Origin of the sequence: Ketogulonicigenium vulgare WSH-001 (genome assembly GCF_000223375.1) — a bacterium.
Taxonomy (GTDB): Bacteria; Pseudomonadota; Alphaproteobacteria; order Rhodobacterales; family Rhodobacteraceae; genus Ketogulonicigenium; species Ketogulonicigenium vulgare.
Genome location: NC_017384.1, coordinates 17,473 through 33,430, shown reverse-complemented (window position 1 = coordinate 33,430; position 15,958 = coordinate 17,473). Strand labels below are relative to the sequence as shown.

Annotated in this window: 13 protein-coding genes; 11 read left to right on the top strand and 2 right to left on the bottom strand. The window is 61.9% G+C overall.

Annotation, left to right across the window (positions count from 1 at the left end; translation table 11 throughout):
* Positions 1 to 14: 14 nt before the first annotated feature.
* Both ychF and KVU_RS00135 read right to left on the bottom strand, forming a co-directional pair.
* The gene (gene ychF / locus KVU_RS00140) at positions 15 to 1,112 is read right to left on the bottom strand and encodes a redox-regulated ATPase YchF (protein WP_013383277.1); all 1,098 of its coding nucleotides are present in this window, start codon (positions 1,110 to 1,112) and stop codon (positions 15 to 17) included.
* 90 nt (positions 1,113 to 1,202) lie between these two features.
* Positions 1,203 to 1,607 (bottom strand): DoxX family protein, encoded by a 405-nt coding sequence (locus KVU_RS00135; RefSeq protein ID WP_014537426.1) that lies wholly within the window; start codon positions 1,605 to 1,607, stop codon positions 1,203 to 1,205.
* Between the two features lie 277 nt (positions 1,608 to 1,884).
* Between KVU_RS00135 and KVU_RS00125 the strand changes: the two genes are divergently transcribed.
* From KVU_RS00125 to KVU_RS00075, 11 genes are all read left to right on the top strand, one after another.
* The gene (locus KVU_RS00125; RefSeq protein WP_013383274.1) at positions 1,885 to 2,904 is read left to right on the top strand and encodes a substrate-binding domain-containing protein; all 1,020 of its coding nucleotides are present in this window, start codon (positions 1,885 to 1,887) and stop codon (positions 2,902 to 2,904) included.
* Positions 2,905 to 3,015: 111 nt separating this feature from the next.
* Positions 3,016 to 4,506, top strand: coding sequence for a sugar ABC transporter ATP-binding protein (locus KVU_RS00120; protein WP_013383273.1), 1,491 nt, complete (start codon positions 3,016 to 3,018; stop codon positions 4,504 to 4,506).
* A complete protein-coding gene (locus tag KVU_RS00115) occupies positions 4,503 to 5,447 on the top strand; it encodes an ABC transporter permease (RefSeq protein ID WP_013383272.1) in 945 nt (314 codons plus the stop codon). Before KVU_RS00120 ends, KVU_RS00115 begins: the two co-directional genes overlap by 4 nt.
* A gap of 10 nt (positions 5,448 to 5,457) precedes the next feature.
* Positions 5,458 to 6,429: an ABC transporter permease gene (locus KVU_RS00110; protein WP_013383271.1), complete on the top strand. Its 972-nt coding sequence runs from the start codon at positions 5,458 to 5,460 to the stop codon at positions 6,427 to 6,429.
* A 3-nt stretch (positions 6,430 to 6,432) separates the two neighbouring features.
* Entirely contained in the window at positions 6,433 to 7,449 is a 1,017-nt protein-coding gene (locus KVU_RS00105) for a LacI family DNA-binding transcriptional regulator (protein ID WP_013383270.1), read from the top strand.
* Positions 7,450 to 7,472: 23 nt separating this feature from the next.
* Positions 7,473 to 8,528 (top strand): sugar phosphate isomerase/epimerase family protein, encoded by a 1,056-nt coding sequence (locus tag KVU_RS00100; RefSeq protein WP_013383269.1) that lies wholly within the window; start codon positions 7,473 to 7,475, stop codon positions 8,526 to 8,528.
* Positions 8,528 to 9,652 carry a Gfo/Idh/MocA family protein gene (locus tag KVU_RS00095; protein WP_013383268.1) on the top strand — a complete coding sequence of 375 codons (1,125 nt, stop codon included), beginning with the start codon at positions 8,528 to 8,530 and terminating at the stop codon, positions 9,650 to 9,652. Before KVU_RS00100 ends, KVU_RS00095 begins: the two co-directional genes overlap by 1 nt.
* A 461-nt stretch (positions 9,653 to 10,113) precedes the next feature.
* On the top strand, positions 10,114 to 11,802 hold the full coding sequence (locus tag KVU_RS00090) for a GMC oxidoreductase (protein ID WP_014537425.1): 1,689 nt from the start codon (positions 10,114 to 10,116) through the stop codon (positions 11,800 to 11,802).
* Complete coding sequence (locus tag KVU_RS00085; RefSeq protein WP_013383266.1) at positions 11,802 to 12,353, top strand: gluconate 2-dehydrogenase subunit 3 family protein; 552 nt, start codon at positions 11,802 to 11,804, stop codon at positions 12,351 to 12,353. The genes KVU_RS00090 and KVU_RS00085 overlap by 1 nt, the downstream gene beginning before the upstream one ends.
* A 30-nt stretch (positions 12,354 to 12,383) precedes the next feature.
* Positions 12,384 to 13,235, top strand: a complete 852-nt coding sequence (locus KVU_RS00080) for a sugar phosphate isomerase/epimerase family protein (RefSeq protein WP_013383265.1) — start codon at positions 12,384 to 12,386, stop codon at positions 13,233 to 13,235.
* 204 nt (positions 13,236 to 13,439) lie between these two features.
* The gene (locus KVU_RS00075) at positions 13,440 to 15,947 is read left to right on the top strand and encodes a PIG-L family deacetylase (RefSeq protein WP_013383264.1); all 2,508 of its coding nucleotides are present in this window, start codon (positions 13,440 to 13,442) and stop codon (positions 15,945 to 15,947) included.
* Positions 15,948 to 15,958: the final 11 nt, after the last annotated feature.

Below are 15,958 nucleotides of genomic sequence, written 5' to 3'. Positions count from 1 at the left end.
GCCCCCTTTTCGCATCAGGTATTGAACAAGAAGTGCAACACATCGCCGTCTTTGACGAGGTATGTCTTGCCCTCTGCCCGCAGCTTACCGGCATCGCGCGCCTGGCTCTCGCCGCCCAGCGCGACGTAATCGTCATAGGCGATGGTCTCGGCGCGGATGAAGCCGCGTTCAAAATCACCGTGGATGACGCCAGCCGCCTGCGGCGCCAATGTGCCCGCCGGAATGGTCCAGGCGCGGGCCTCTTTAGGGCCGACAGTGAAATAGGTTTGCAGCTTCAGCAGCTCGTAACCGGCGCGGATCAGACGGTCGAGGCCCGCTTCCTCCAGCCCCATCTCGTCCAGGAACATGGCAGCTTCATCGGCGTCCAGCTGACTGATTTCTTCCTCGATCTTGGCGGAAATCACTACATGGGAATTACCTTCGGCGGCGGCCATTTCCGCGACCTTGGCCGAGAATGCATTGCCGGTCGCCGCTGCCGATTCCTCGACGTTGCAGACATAAAGGATCGGCTTCGAGGTCAGCAGCTGCAGCATACGCCACTGCTTTTGCTGATCGTCCGAAACCTTGACGGTGCGCGCGGGGCGGCCAGCGTCCAGCGCCTCTTTCGCGGCTTTCAGCAGTTCTTCCTGCTCGATCGCCTCTTTGTCGCCGCCCTTCACCTTGCGCACAAGGCCAGCAAGACGCTTTTCAATCGATTCGAGGTCGGCCAGCATCAGTTCCATCTCGATGGTCTGGGCGTCCGACACCGGATCGACGCGGCCCTCGACATGGGTGATGTCGCCATCTTCGAAACAGCGCAGCACATGGGCGATGGCGTCGGTTTCGCGGATATTATGCAGGAATTGGTTGCCCAGCCCCTCGCCGCGCGAGGCGCCCTTCACCAGACCCGCGATATCAACAAAGGTCATGCGGGTGGGAATGATCTGCTTGGACGAGGCAATCGACGCCAGTTTATCAAGGCGCGCGTCGGGGACGGCCACCTCGCCGACGTTCGGCTCGATCGTGCAGAACGGGAAGTTTGCGGCCTGCGCCGCAGCGGTGCGCGTCAGCGCGTTGAACAGCGTGGATTTGCCCACGTTCGGCAGACCCACGATCCCCATGCGAAAGCCCATCGGCGACCCCTTTTCCCTTTGAATAAAAGCTAGGGCGCTCTTAGGCCATGCGGCCCCGGCAAGCAAGATGGCCTGCCGGGGCCAGATGGTTTAGCGCAGGGGCGTCGGACGCAGGGCCTTTGCCCCGTCACCCGACAGGGCCAGCACGATCAGCGCGACAATCCAAAAGGCCGGATATTCCCAACCGCCATATTGGCTGTCAAAGAAAAAGCCTGCAGGGCCGTGCACCGTGACAATCGTGCCCAGCAGCAGCGGCACCATCGCAAGGGCGGCCGCACGCGGCCAGACGCCCAGAATCAGCGCGAGGCCGCCCAGAATTTCCCACAGCATCGTCACATAGGCGAACCAGCCCGGCAGCCCGAGCGAGGCAAAGAACCCGGCCGTGCCCGCAGGCGTGAATACAAAAATCTTCAACCAGACATGGGCCAGAAACAACAGGCCCAGAACAACCCGCAAGATCAGCAGCGCAACAGGCGCCGTGCGTGTATCAACCATTTTCAATCCCTTTCATGGGTGGATGAGGCTGGTTAGCACACGTTCCCGCGCAGCATTATCCATTGGATTCGGCGTTCACTGTTTCTCATTTGGAAAGAATTCTGCCGATCCCCGTCAAATCTCGCCGATGATGAAGCCTTTGATTCCGGTCAGCTTTCCCGGCGGTCCGCCGCCCCGCGCAAAACGCGCCGCAAATTCTAATTGACAGGTGAATGTAACCGGTTGCACAACTTATCCAACCCGGCGGAGCATGACCGATCGGGTAGAGGAGGAGATCATGAAGAAACATTTTACGCTGGCCGCTGTATCGGTCATCGCGCTGTCGTCGGCTGCCTATGCCCAAGATAGCTTCACCATCGGTCTGTCGAACGGTTTTGTGGGAAGCGAATGGCGCACCCAGATGATCGAAGAGGCGCAAGCCGCTGCCGCCGCCTGGGGAGAGCAAGGCGTCAATGTTGAGGTTATCGTCCAAAGCGGTAACGTCGATGTGCAGGGTCAGATCGGTCACATCCGCAATTTCATCAACCAAGGCGTTGATGCGATCATCATCAACCCGCAAAGCCCGACCGCATTCGATCCGGTCTTCGCGCAGGCGGCCGAGGCTGGCATTCTGGTCATCGCAACCGACGCCGAAGTGACCTCGCCCGATGCGATCTATGTCGGTATCGACCAAAAGGCATGGGCGTACCAATCGGCCGATTGGCTGGCCAAAGCGCTGAACGGCGAAGGCAATGTCGTCACGATCAATGGCGTCGCAGGCAACCCCGCCAACGAGGCGCGCGTTGCAGGCTATACCGAGGCTTTCGCCCAATACCCCGGCATCACCGTGCTGAACCAGGCGAACGCAAACTGGGACCAGGCCCAAGGTCAGCAAGTCATGCAGAACCTGCTGGCAACCTATCCCAACCTGAACGGCGTTTGGGTCCAGGACGGTATGGCGGATGGCGCATGGCGCGCGATCGAGGCTGCCGGCCGCACCACCGACATCGCGGCAACCGGCGAAATCCGTAAAGACTTTATGGAACGCTGGTCCGAGCTGGGCCTGAATTCGGGCGCATCGGTGAACCCTCCGGGTGTGATGGGCAGCGCGCTGAACGTGGCTGTCCTGCGTCTGCAAGGCCGCGAGTTCCGCGACGACGTGTTTACCGGTGCAAACGGCAATGCGATCTACATTCCGATCCCCTTCGTGGATAACGACAACCTGGCAGACAGCTTGGCAGCCGCCGAAGGTCAGCCCGGCTACTGGTCAGTGACCGATATCGTCACCCCCGAAGAAGCTGCGGAATTCTTCCAGTAATCATCCCTCCCGGGACGCTGCGGCCGGATTTCCCCCGGCCGCAGCCTTTGCCACCGGTATGCGCTGCCTATCGAGCAGGGCCATGGACGCGATTATCCGCGCGGAGAGAATATGTTCACTTATATCGAGGCCCAAAGCCTGACCAAATCCTTTGGCGCGGTCCGCGCTTTGACGGATGGCAGTCTTTCGGTTGCCAAAGGCGAGATTCATGCCCTGATGGGCGCCAATGGCTGCGGCAAAAGCACCCTGTGCAAATCCATCGCTGGCACCGTGCTGGCCGATGGCGGTCAATTGCAGATCGAGGGCGTGCCCACTGTTATCACCGGCCCGCGTGACGCTGAAACACGCGGCATTGCGCTATTTTATCAAGAACTTAGCCTGATCCCCCAGCGCTCTGTCGCTGAGAATATCTTTTTGGGCCGCGAGCCGCGCCGCGCCGGGTTTGTTGACCGTGCCACGCTGAACCGCGAAGCCGCCGCGCTGATCGCTTTGTTTGATGGTGTGTCCGGCGAGGGCCTGACCCCCGATGCGACCGTTGGCGATCTGCCCCCCGATCAACGCCAGATTGTCGAAATTCTCAAGGTTTTCGCCAAAAAACCGCGCCTGATGATCATGGACGAGGCCACCGCCGCACTGGATGGCCGCCAAGCTGCACGCTTTTTCGAAATCCTTCAGGCCCGCAAGGCCGAAGGCGCCTCGACGATCATGATCTCGCACCGTTTGGACGAGGTTTTTGCCGTTTGTGACCGCATCACCGTGATGCGCAACGGCAAGACCGTGGCCGCGCTGGAAACGGCGCAAACCAACCGCGACGAAGTCGTGCATCACATGGTCGGCGATGTCCCTGCCCCGCCGCCGCGCACCGCAGGCCGCGCAAGCGAGGTCACGCTGAAAGTCTCGGGCGCGACGAATGCGCGGCTGCGCGGCGTCAGCTTTGAGGCGCATCGCGGCGAGATTCTGGGCCTTGCCGGTCTGCAAGGACAGGGTCAATCCGCCTTGCTGCAAGGTCTGTTCGGCGCGATGCCCTTTAGCAGCGGCAGCGTTGCACATGGCGGCAAGCAGCTTTCCCTGCGTGCGCCCGGCCAGGCCGTCCACCAAGGGTTCGCCTATATCTCGGGCGACCGCGGGCGTGATGCGTCGTTCGGCGGGCGGTCGATTTTTGAAAACCTTGTCGCGGCGACCACCGTGCGCGAAAAGAAATTGCTGGTGAACCACCGCAGCCTGCGCCCGCGCATGGCCGAGGCCGCAGCGGGTCTGCGTACCAAATATGCGGGGCTTGATGCCGCAATTGGCACGTTGTCAGGCGGCAATCAGCAAAAGATCTTTATCGCGCGTTGGCTGGCGACCAGCCCCGATGTGCTGCTGCTGGATGATCCGACCAAGGGCATCGACCTTGGCGCAAAGGCCGATTTGTTCGCGCTGATGCGCGCGCAGGCCGATGCAGGTGCCACAATCCTGTTCTATTCGTCCGAGGATGCAGAGATCCTCGACTACGCCGACCGCGTGCTGGTGTTCAACGGCGGCGAGATTTCGGCCGAACTGCGCGGCGATGATATTAATGCGGTCAATCTGGCCCGCGCCGCCTTCGGAGATGCCGCATGAACGCGCTTACCCTTTTCCGCAAAAACCCGTGGATGATCACCCTTGTGGTATTGGTCATTCTGATCGTGGTGAATGCGATCTTGCAGCCCAGCTTTACCAGCCCGCGTGCGATCAGGTCGAACCTGTCGACATTCCTGCCGCTGGTGCTGGTCGCGATTGGCCAGACCTATGTGATCCTGTCGGGTGACATCGACCTGTCGGTCGGCAGCACGGTTGCGCTGTCGAACGTGGTCACCGTGACGGTGATTGCGTCGCTGGGCGGCACCGATATTGCGATTCTGACCGGTATTGCGGCGGGCATTCTGGTCGGGCTTGCCTGCGGGCTGTTCAACGGGCTGTTGATCGCCAAATTGCGGCTGCAGCCGATTGTCACCACCTTTGCCACCGGCATTTTGTTCGCAGCGCTGGCAATCTGGGTGCTGCCGACCGCTGGCCTTGCCGTGCCATCCAACTATTGGCGCACCTATGGCGGGCTGGTGCTGGGCGTGCCAACAGTGGCTTGGGTGCTGCTGATCGGCGTCGCCTTCGCGCTGATCTTTGGCCGTACCGTCGCCCATGCGCAGATTTTGGCGGTTGGCGGCAACCGCACCGGCGCCTTCCAAAGCGGCCTGCCGCTGGATCGCATCCGCATCGGCTCTTACATGCTGGCTGGCCTTTTCGCATCGCTGGCGGCGCTGTGCCTGACGGGCGAGACCGCCTCGGGCGACCCGCTGCTGGGTCAGGCTTTGGCGCTGTCGTCGATCTCGGCCGTTGTGCTGGGCGGCACCGCGCTGGCGGGCGGCTTTGGCAGTGCTATCGGCTCGGTCCTGGGCGCATTGGTGCTGGGGATGATCGGCAATGTGATCTTCTTTGCCGGTCTGCCGTTCGAATATCAGACTCTGGTGCAGGGGCTGATCGTGTTGCTGGCGTTGGCCGGCGGCGTTCTGGTCACCCGGCGCTGAGGAAAATATCATGGAAAATACCAAACAAAACCGCCTTCGCGCCATTTTGCTGGACCCGCTGACACTGGCCATTCTTGCCTCGGTCGCGCTGTTGATCATTGGCGAGCTGATCTCGCCCGGCTTTGCCCGTGGCCGTCAAATCGTCAGCCTGCTGACCGTGGCCGCCATTTTGGGCATTGTCGCGGCGGGCCAGAACCTTGTGATCCTTGGCGGACGCGAGGGGATCGACCTGTCGGTGGGGGCGATGATCTCGCTGGGCGCTGTGCTGGCCGGAAACGCGATGAACGGCATGAACAGCGGCATCGGTATTGCGATGCTGATGGCCCTTGGCGTGCCGTTTCTGGTCGGGATCGTGAACGGCATCGGCGTCACCATCGTGCGCATCCCGCCCCTTGTCATGACGCTGGGTATGACGGCGGTGCTGCAAGGCGCACTGGTGGTCTATTCGCAGGGCGTCCCCTCGGGCCGCGCCGCGCCTGCGCTGGCGAGCTTTGTGAACCAGCCGCTGGCGTTCGGCATTCCGGGCATCCTGTTCGTTTGGGTCGCGCTGGCGCTGTTCATGTGGTTCCTGCTGCGCCGCACCGCATTCGGTCATGCCGTCTATGCGATGGGCGCGAATGAACGCGCCGCCACGCTGGTCGGTATTCCGGTGCGCCGCGTGCGTGTGCTGCTGTATGGATTGTCGGGCCTGTTCGCGGGTCTGACCGGACTTTGCGTGATCGGCTATACCGGCAGCTCGTTCATCAGCGTTGGCGATCAATATGTGCTGCCCTCGGTGATCGCGGTGGTGATCGGTGGCACATCGCTGGCGGGGGGCATTGGCGGCTATTGGGGCACCATGGCGGGCGCGGTTGCGCTGACGCTGCTGCAAAGCGTTCTGATCACCCTGAATATGGATTTCTGGGCGCGTCAGATGGTTTTCGGTGTCACCTTGCTGCTGATGATGCTTCTTTATGGGCGCCAGAAACAACTGCGTGTGTAAAAGATGAAACCCGTAACGATCCGCGATGTCGCAAGGCTTGCCGGTGTCTCGACCGCCACAGTCTCGCGCGCGCTGGGGCAGCCTGAAAAGCTGAACCGCGAAACCCTTGATCACGTGCTGGGCGTGGTCAAACAGGTGGGGTTTGTCGCGAATGCACAGGCGCGGTCGTTCCGGCAGCAATCGACGCAGACCATCATTTTGCTGGTCCGCGACATTTCGAACCCGTTCTACCTAGAGATCTATAAGGGGATCGAGGAAGTCGCATCCGAGACGGGTTATAAAGTGCTGATGGCTGATGCGCGCAACGACGAGGCGCGCATCAGCAACTATATCGACATGGTGCGCCAACGGCAGGCCGACGGGCTGATCCTGATGGTGCGCAACCTGCCCGCCGACATCGACCAGCGGCCCGGCCTCACTCCGCCTATGGTTGTGGCGTCCGAGGCCATCCCCGATGTCGATCTGCCCACTGTACGCATTGATAACGCCGCCGCTGCAAAGAATGCGGTCGATTATCTGATCGCGCAGGGCCACCGCAAAATCGCCCATATCGGCGGGGTCGAGGGTGAATATCTGGCGATCAACCGCCACACCGGATACCTGCGCGCACTGCGCGAGGCAGACCTGCCGGTCGACCCGCGCCTGACCGTCTGGGGCGATTTCAGTATCGAGGCTGGCCGTCGCGGCGCGCAGGCCCTGCTGGACACCGGCCTGCCCTTTACCGCCGTGCTGGCCGCCAGCGACCAGATGGCAATTGGCGCAATCAGCCAATTGCGCCGCGCCGGTCTGCGTGTGCCGAGCGATGTTTCCGTTATCGGCTTTGACGACATTCTGGTCGCCCAAGCCTTTGAACCCGCCTTAACCACCGTGCAACAGCCGCGTCTTGAAATGGGACGCGCCGCCATGCGCCTGTTGGTCAATCTATTGAGCGGTACGCCCAGCGCGCCCGTTCATGAATTTGAAACGAAGCTGATCGTGCGCGATTCCGTCGCGCCCGTGTCCGCGCCTGAAGGGCCCTGAAAACGGGCAGAAAGACGGAAATCATGAAAACGCTCAAAGGCCCCGGAGTATTCCTTGCCCAGTTCGTGGGAAGCGAGGCTCCGTTCGATAATCTCGACAATATATGCGCCTGGGCGGCCGGTCTGGGGTTCAAAGGCGTTCAGATTCCGACCGTCGAAACCTCGCTGATTGACCTGCGCCTGGCTGCTGAATCAAAGACTTATGCAGATGAGCTGACTGGCCGCGTTGCCGCGCATGGTCTGTCGATCACCGAGCTTTCGACCCATATCCAGGGCCAGTTGGTCGCCGTTCACCCCGCCTATGACGAGGCGTTTGACGGCTTTGCCATCCCCGCCGTGCGCGGCAATCCCGCCGCCCGCACGGAATGGGCAATCGATCAGGTGAAGCTGGCGGCGAAAGCCTCGGCCAATCTTGGGCTGAATGCGGCAGCGACCTTTTCGGGCGCGCTGGCCTGGCCCTATTTCTACCCATGGCCGCAGCGCCCCGCAGGTCTGGTCGAGGCGGCATTCGCAGAACTGGGCAAGCGCTGGCGTCCGATTCTGGATGTTTACGAGGAATGCGGCGTCGATCTGTGCTATGAAACCCATGCGGGCGAGGACATCCACGACGGCATCAGTTTCGAGATGTTCCTGGACAGCGTCGGCAATCACAGCCGCGCGAATATGCTGTATGACCCCAGCCATTTTATCCTGCAGCAGCTGAATTACCTTGAATTCATCGACATTTACCACGAACGCATCCGCATGTTCCACGTCAAGGATGCCGAGTTCAACCCGACCGGCCGTCAGGGCGTTTACGGCGGCTTCCAAAGCTGGCTGGACCGCGCCGGCCGCTTCCGCAGCCTTGGCGATGGTCAGGTCGACTTCAAGTCGATCTTCTCGAAAATGGCGCAATATAACTATGAGGGCTGGGCCGTTCTGGAATGGGAATGCGCGATCAAGCACCCCGAGGATGGCGCCCGCGAAGGTGCGGCCTTTATCAGCGACCACATCATCCGCGTGACCGAGCGTGCCTTTGACGATTTCGCCAATACCGGCGTCGATGCGGATATGAACCTGAAAATGCTGGGCCTGAAATAATGTCGGATTTCAAACGCCCCCTGCGCCTTGGGATGGTCGGCGGCGGTGCCGGTGCCTTTATCGGCTATGTTCACCGCGTTGCCGCCCGTCTGGACGGTCAGTATGAATTGGTCGCGGGGGCCCTATCCTCGCGCCCCGAGGTTGCGCGCGAAAGCGGGCTGGCCTTGGGTCTTGCCGAAGACCGCATCTACACCGACTTCAAACAGATGGCCGAGGCCGAGGCCGCGCGCCCCGATGGCATTGAGGTTGTGGCGATTGTCACGCCAAATCATATGCATACAGGACCTGCGCGTGCGTTCCTCGAGGCGGGCATCCATGTGATCTGCGACAAACCGCTGGCCGCAACCCTCGAGGATGCCGAGGCGCTGGCAAGCGTCACCCCCAAGGGCAGCGCGCGGTTCCTGCTGACCCATACCTATACCGGCTACCCGCTGGTACGCCTCGCGCGCGAGATGGTGGCGCGCGGTGATCTGGGCAAGATCCGCATGGTGCAGGCCGAATATGCGCAAGACTGGCTGACCGAGGCGACCGAGGCCGAGCAAAACGGCACCGCCTGGCGGGCCGATCCCGCGAAATCAGGCGCGGGCGGCGCCATCGCCGATATCGGCACCCATGCTTATAATTTGACACGCTTTGTCAGCGGCTTGCAGGTCACATCCCTCAGCGCCGATCTGGACGCCTTTGTTCCGGGTCGCCGCGTCGACGACAATGCCAATATCATGCTGCGCTTTGAGGGCGGGGCAAAGGGGATGCTCTGGGCCAGTCAGGTCGCCGTTGGGCACGAGAATTCCGTGCGCCTGCGCATCTATGGCGACAAGGGATCGCTGGACTGGCAACAGGAAAACCCGAACCAGCTGCATTTCAGCCAGTTCGGCGCGCCGACCCAGATCATCACCCGCAATGGCGCGGGCAGCAACGGCATCGGGCGCGTCCCCTCGGGCCACCCCGAAGGGTATCTGGAAGCTTTCGCGACCCTTTATCAGGATTTCGCGGGCGTCTTGCGCAGCGAGGAGCCCGCAGCCACCTTGCCAACACTGGCAGACGGCATCGAGGGACTGCGCTTTATCATGGCTGCGATCCGATCGTCCGAGGCGGATGGGCGCTGGCAGCCTATCAACCAGTAGGTTTTTGCGCGGGCAACCGCGCAAAACAACCCACAGTTGCACGAACTTGTCATTTTTCATTTTGAACCACGTTCGAATCGTGCTAGAAATCCATGTAACCGGTAACATTCGGTTACACCGCCTTGGAGGAGGCGGACGGAAGGGAGAGACAATCATGAATAGGAACGCTTTGCGCCAGCCGTAATCCGGCCCGGTGCGATTAACCCAAGATGGCCCTGATACCGCGGTGCGGATCAGGCATGACCGGGTTTTGCCATATCATAACCTGCGCAAACGCTGCCCTCTTGCAGCGCATGATCGCGCATGTCCGATGATACGGCCTATCGCAAATCAGGGGCTACGCCGGTCCATATGCGGCGCGCCCAATACAAACCTGCAATGCCCTCTCGCTGCCGCCCTCCGGTCAGCGCCAGAGAGGTCTTGTCCGAACAAGTCCAAGAGCAACCTGAGAGGAAGCGAGTATGGCGGATATGCATTACGACGCAATTGTCGTCGGATCGGGGATTAGTGGCGGCTGGGCAGCCAAAGAGCTGACCGAAAAGGGCCTGAAAGTCCTGATGCTGGAACGCGGGCGTAATATTGAACACGTCAAAGATTACGTGAACGCCGAAAAAGAGGCTTGGGATTATCCCCACCGTGGTCGTCCGACCAATGCGATGAAGGAAGAATTCCCCGTCCTGCGCCGCGATTATCCGCTGCAAGAATCGACCTATGGCATGTGGGCGAACGAGCAGGAAAACCCCTATGTCGAGGAAAAGCGCTTTGACTGGTTCCGTGGCTACCATGTGGGTGGCCGCTCGCTGATGTGGGGTCGCCAGACCTATCGCCACAGCGTGATGGATTTCGAAGCGAACGCCCGTGAAGGCATCGCGATCGACTGGCCCATCCGCTACGGTGACATCGCCCCCTGGTATGATTATGTCGAACGTTTCGCCGGTATTTCCGGCAACCGCGACGGCCTTGACGTGCTGCCCGATGGTGAGTTCCTGCCGCCGATCCCGCTGAACGTCGTTGAAAAAGACGTCGCCGCCCGCATTCAGCAGGCCTATGGCGGCAAGCGCTATCTGATCAACTCGCGCACCTCTAACATCACCGAGCCGCGCCCCGAACAGCACCGCTCGGCCTGTCAGTACCGTAACAAATGCGTGCTGGGCTGCCCCTATGGCGCCTATTTCAGCACGCAATCGGCGACCCTGCCCGCCGCCGTTGCGACCGGCAACCTGACGCTGCGCCCCTTCTCGATCGTGCGCGAGCTGATCTATGACAAGGACACCAAGCGCGTCACCGGCGTCGAGATTATCGATGCCGAAACGGGCCTCACCTATGAATATACCGCCAATATCGTCTTCCTGAACGCGTCGACCTTTAACTCGACTTGGATCTTGATGAACTCGGCGACGGATGTCTGGGAAGGCGGCCTTGGCAGCAGCTCGGGGGAACTCGGCCATAACGTCATGGACCACCACTTCCGCGTCGGCGCCCGTGGCACGATCGAGGGTTACGAGGATATGTATTACTACGGCCGCCGCCCGGCCGGGTTCTATATCCCCCGCTTCCGCAACGTGCCGGGCGACGAGGGCCGCAATTATATCCGCGGCTTTGGCTATCAAGGTTCGGCCAGCCGTGGCGGCTGGAGCCGCCCTGCCGAAGAGCTGGGCATCGGGGCCGAGCTGAAAAACGCGCTATCGACCCCCGGCGCATGGGGCATCAACATGACCGCCTTTGGCGAGATCCTGCCCTATCACGACAACAAGATCTCGCTGAACCGTGGCGTGACCGACAAATGGGGCCTGCCCGTCCTGTCGTTCGATGTCTCGCTGCGCGAGAACGAATTGGAAATGCGCAAGGACATGAAACAGGACGCCATCGACATGCTGGAAGCGGCAGGCGTCAAGGATGTCGTGGGCACTGAAACGCCCTACGCACCCGGCATGGGCATCCATGAAATGGGCACCGCCCGTATGGGCCGCGATCCGGCAACCTCGGTGCTGAACGGCAATAACCAGGTCTGGGACGCCCCGAACGTCTTCGTCACCGACGGCGCCTGCATGACCTCGGGGTCGTGCGTGAACCCGTCGCTGACCTATATGGCACTGACCGCCCGCGCCGCCGAATTCGCCGTCGACGCGCTGAAAAAGGGAGACCTGTAATGGATCGCCGCTCACTTTTGCAAATGATCGCAGCGACGACCGGCATGGCCCTGATTGGCAGCCGCGTCAGCGCCGAGCCCGCGCAATATCCGGCGGATATGCCGACTTTTGCGCTGGATGATGCCCAGATCGCCACCCTCGACCATCTGGCCGAGGTGATCATCCCCCGCACCGATACCCCCGGTGCGATAGATGCCGAAGTTGGCGCCTTTATGGCCGTGTTCGTCGCTGATTGTTACAGCGGCACCGAACGCACGACCTTCCGCAATGGGATTGCCGCGATTGAACGCACGGCAACCCAACGCTTTGGCGGCGCGTTTGTCCGCCTCAGCGACGACCAGCGCCGCGCCATTGTCACCGACCTCGAGGTCGAGGCAAAGGCCGTCGGCACGGCAGCGAACCCGCATTTCTATACGATGATGAAGCAGCTGACCCTGCTTGGCTTCTTCACATCGCGCGTCGGCGCAACCGAAGTTCTGGATTACGTGGCCGTCCCCGGCATGTACGAGGATGTCCCGCTCGAGCCCGGCCAGCGCGCTTGGGCCACCTGATTTAACCCCTTTACCCTGAACGAGGACATCATGACCTTTATCCGTTACGCCGCCATTTTGGCCGCAACCACCGCCATCACGGCCCCCGCCTTTGCACAAGAGCGTGCCGTGTCCGACCTGCCGATCGCTGCGCAAATGTACACGCTGCGCGACTTTGGCACGCTGGACGAACAGCTTGCTGCCGTTGCCGCCGCGGGCGTCACCGCTGTTGAAACCGTCGGCACCCAGAATGTCACCGCCGAAGAGCTAAAGGCGCTGCTGGATAAGCATGGCATCGAGGCGATCTCGACCCACGCCCAACTGGCCGCCCTGCGCGACGACGTTGATGCCGTGATCGCGTTCAACAAAGCCATCGGCAACGATGTCATCACCGTACCTTTCCTGCCCGAAGACCAGCGCCCGACCACCGCTGAGGGCTGGGCGGAACTGGGCACCGAACTGGGCGAGATTGCCGCGACGCTGGCTGCACAGGACATGCGTATGGCCTATCACAACCACGCTTTCGAGCTGGTGGATTATGATGGCAAGACCGGTCTTGAAATCATGTTCGACGCCGCTGGCGAGGGCCTCGAGGCCGAGCTGGACGTCGCTTGGGTTGCCCGCACCGAATACGAGCCGGCCGAATTCATCAGCCGCTTTGACGGTCGCCTGTTCGCGATCCATGCCAAAGACAACTACCCGACCGGCGAAGGCGAGGCCGAGCGCGGCTTTGCGATCCTCGGCACCGGCGTTGTCGATTTCGACGCCATCCTGCCCGCCGCCGAAGCCGCTGGCGCAGAGTGGTATATCATCGAGCATGACATGCCGGTTGATGCCTCGGTCGTCGTCGCAGAAGGCGCGGCTTTCCTGGCTGGCAACCTGCCCGAAGGCGCGACGCGCTAATCGGATGGACGGCGCGGGTGCTCCTCCGGGCCCGCGCCGTTTCATACGCCTTGGGCCCCCTCGCCGCTGCACGCCCTCCCGTGCAGCGGCGTTTTTGCGTTCATAAATTCGTCGCAATAATGATTAAGTAAATTTAGTTATTTAATTCGACGCTGTTAGACTTTCCCTTGCCCGCGATTCGCAGGGCCAAGTGGAGGTATAAAAATGTCGATCAAAATGACGCGGCGCCTGTTCATGGCAACGGTGCCGGCAGCCCTTGCCAGCACGGCGATTCCCGCCTTTGCAGTGCCGCTGACTGACCTACAATTGATTGCCCGCCAACAGGGCGAACCCTCGATCATCCAGCTTGCCCGCGCGCTGGAGCGTCTGACCTCGACCGTGACGTTCATGACCACGGGCGCGCATCCTGATGACGAGCCATCGGGTATGCTTGCGGCGCTGCGGTTCAACTATGGCATCCATCCTGTGATGTATTGCATGACGCGCGGCGAAGGCGGCCAGAACTCGATCGGGCCCGAGCGCGGCATTGCGCTGGGCGTTTTGCGCACACGCGAAATGCAGGCGGCATCGCGCGCGCTCGATGCGGCGCTGGCCTTTGGCGGCATGGGCACCACCGATCCCGTGCATGACTTTGGCTTTACCAAAGACCCCGACGACACGATTGAACGCTGGGGCGAGGATCGCGTGCTGGAACGCATGGTCTGGGCCTTTCGCGCCTATCGTCCCGATGCGATTTTCAACTGCTTCCTTGATACGCCCGGCCAGCACGGCCAGCACCGCGCCGCGACCGTCGCGACGAAAAAGGCGGTCGAGCTGTCGGGCCGCGATGATGTTTACACCCACCACTTTACCGAGCTGGGCCTGACCCCTTGGGAAGTGCCGAAAATGTATGACCCGGCCTGGGGCGGCGGCGGCGGTGTTTATGATGACGAAACCCCGCCCCCGCCGCAGACCCTGCTGCTGACTGCGCCGGAACGGGACAAGATCTCGGGTGCGACATGGCCGCAGATGGGCGAATGGTCGCGGTCCTGCCACCTGACCCAAGGCATGGGTCGCTGGCGCCCCGAGCCGCAAACCGAATGGCCGCTGCATCTGGCGCGCGTCATCGGCGGCGGCGCGGGCGGCGCGGAAAACGACATCCGCGATGGGTTGCTGGCCACTGTTGGCGCGCTGGCCACGATGGACGGCATGCCCGAGGATTGCGCCGCCGCCCTGCGCGAGGCCCAAGACCTGATCGACGCCGCGCATGGCGATTATGGCGATCCTGAATCTGTGCTGGAAAAGGCCGTCGCCTTGGCCAATGCGCTGGATGCTGCAACCGCTGCCCTGCCCGAGACGCTGGCACCGCAAGTTGCCCACCGCCTGACCCGCAAACAGCGTGAAGTGGCCGAGGTGATCCGCATCGCCGCTGGCGTGCAGATCCGCTCGTTTGTGGACGGCAATGATGTACCTGCCGGTCAATCGGTCGAGATCCGCACCCTCGTCGATGCCCCCGCATCCGTCACCGTTGATCTGGTCGAGGTGCTGACCGCCGGCGATCTGCCCACGTCCGAAGGCACCGACGGCAAGGTCAAAGTCGATGTGCCAACCTCGGCCGCGCTGACAAACCCGATGGAGCCGCAATATGACCCGCTGGGCGGCAATGGCGATGCCTGGATGCGCGTGACCTTTAGCGTCGGCGGCCGCGCGGTAACGGTCGTCGTCGATCTCGAGGATGCCCTGCGCATCGTGCCGGAAAATTCCCTGACCCTGCGCCCCGAGGCGCTGGTGTTCAACATGGAAAACGGCGCAGAACCCGCCGAGATCGAGGCCGTCGTCACCAATGCAACGATCGGCGATCTGGTCATTCCGGTGCCGGAAACTTGGGTGCTGTCCGGGGATGCGGACCCCGCTGGCACTGCCGCAACCTTCCGCCTTGCGCCGCCATCGGATCTGAGTGTGGCGCGTCTGGTGCTGAACCCGACATTGAAAGGCAAGACCGCCTATAAGGTCGAAACCTTCCAATATCCCCATACCGGCAAGGCTGTCGTGCCCAGCGAGGTCGCGTTCCAAGTGCAGGTTGTCGATGCCAAGATCCCCGAGGCGCGCGTCGCCTATATCGGATCGAACAACGACAATGTCGCCACATGGATCCGCCGCCTTGGGGTCGATCTGACCGAGCTGACCCCCGAAGATATGGCATCGGGCGCCTATCGCGATTTCGACACGATCGTGGTCGGGGTCTTTGCGCTGGGGCGCAGGCGCGATTTCACCTCGCGCATTGCCGAGGTGCATGAATGGATCGCGGCGGGCGGCCACCTTGTGACACTGTATCACCGCCCCTCGGATGGCTGGAACCCCGACACGGTGCCTGCCGCGCGTCTGGTGATCGGCTCGCCCTCGATCCGGTATCGCGTGACCGATCCGAATGCCGCCGTCACCGTGCTGGCCCCCGACCACCCCTTGCTGAACCAGCCGAACGTGATCTCGGCCGATGACTGGGCGGGCTGGGACAAGGAACGGGGGCTTTATTTCGCCTCGGAATGGGATGCGGCCTATGTGTCGCTGCTGGCGATGAACGACCGCGGCGAGGAGCCGCTGGAAGGATCGCTGCTGAGTGCCGAGGTCGGTGCGGGCCGTCACACCCATACCGCGCTGGTGCTGCATCACCAGTTGGACAAGCTGACCCCCGGCGCGTTCCGCATTCTGGCGAACCTGCTGCAAAAGGCGTGATCTAATGGCGG

Bases quoted from the DNA above. Each gene is read 5' to 3' on its own strand.
- KVU_RS00080 (WP_013383265.1), top strand. From the start codon at position 12,384: ATGACCTTTATCCGTTACGCCGCCATTTTGGCCGCAACCACCGCCATC.
- KVU_RS00085 (WP_013383266.1), top strand. From the start codon at position 11,802: ATGGATCGCCGCTCACTTTTGCAAATGATCGCAGCGACGACCGGCATG.
- KVU_RS00095 (WP_013383268.1), top strand. From the start codon at position 8,528: ATGTCGGATTTCAAACGCCCCCTGCGCCTTGGGATGGTCGGCGGCGGT.
- KVU_RS00100 (WP_013383269.1), top strand. From the start codon at position 7,473: ATGAAAACGCTCAAAGGCCCCGGAGTATTCCTTGCCCAGTTCGTGGGA.
- ychF (WP_013383277.1), bottom strand. From the start codon at position 1,112: ATGGGCTTTCGCATGGGGATCGTGGGTCTGCCGAACGTGGGCAAATCC.
- KVU_RS00090 (WP_014537425.1), top strand. From the start codon at position 10,114: ATGGCGGATATGCATTACGACGCAATTGTCGTCGGATCGGGGATTAGT.
- KVU_RS00120 (WP_013383273.1), top strand. From the start codon at position 3,016: ATGTTCACTTATATCGAGGCCCAAAGCCTGACCAAATCCTTTGGCGCG.
- KVU_RS00115 (WP_013383272.1), top strand. From the start codon at position 4,503: ATGAACGCGCTTACCCTTTTCCGCAAAAACCCGTGGATGATCACCCTT.
- KVU_RS00135 (WP_014537426.1), bottom strand. From the start codon at position 1,607: ATGGTTGATACACGCACGGCGCCTGTTGCGCTGCTGATCTTGCGGGTT.
- KVU_RS00110 (WP_013383271.1), top strand. From the start codon at position 5,458: ATGGAAAATACCAAACAAAACCGCCTTCGCGCCATTTTGCTGGACCCG.
- KVU_RS00125 (WP_013383274.1), top strand. From the start codon at position 1,885: ATGAAGAAACATTTTACGCTGGCCGCTGTATCGGTCATCGCGCTGTCG.
- KVU_RS00105 (WP_013383270.1), top strand. From the start codon at position 6,433: ATGAAACCCGTAACGATCCGCGATGTCGCAAGGCTTGCCGGTGTCTCG.
- KVU_RS00075 (WP_013383264.1), top strand. From the start codon at position 13,440: ATGTCGATCAAAATGACGCGGCGCCTGTTCATGGCAACGGTGCCGGCA.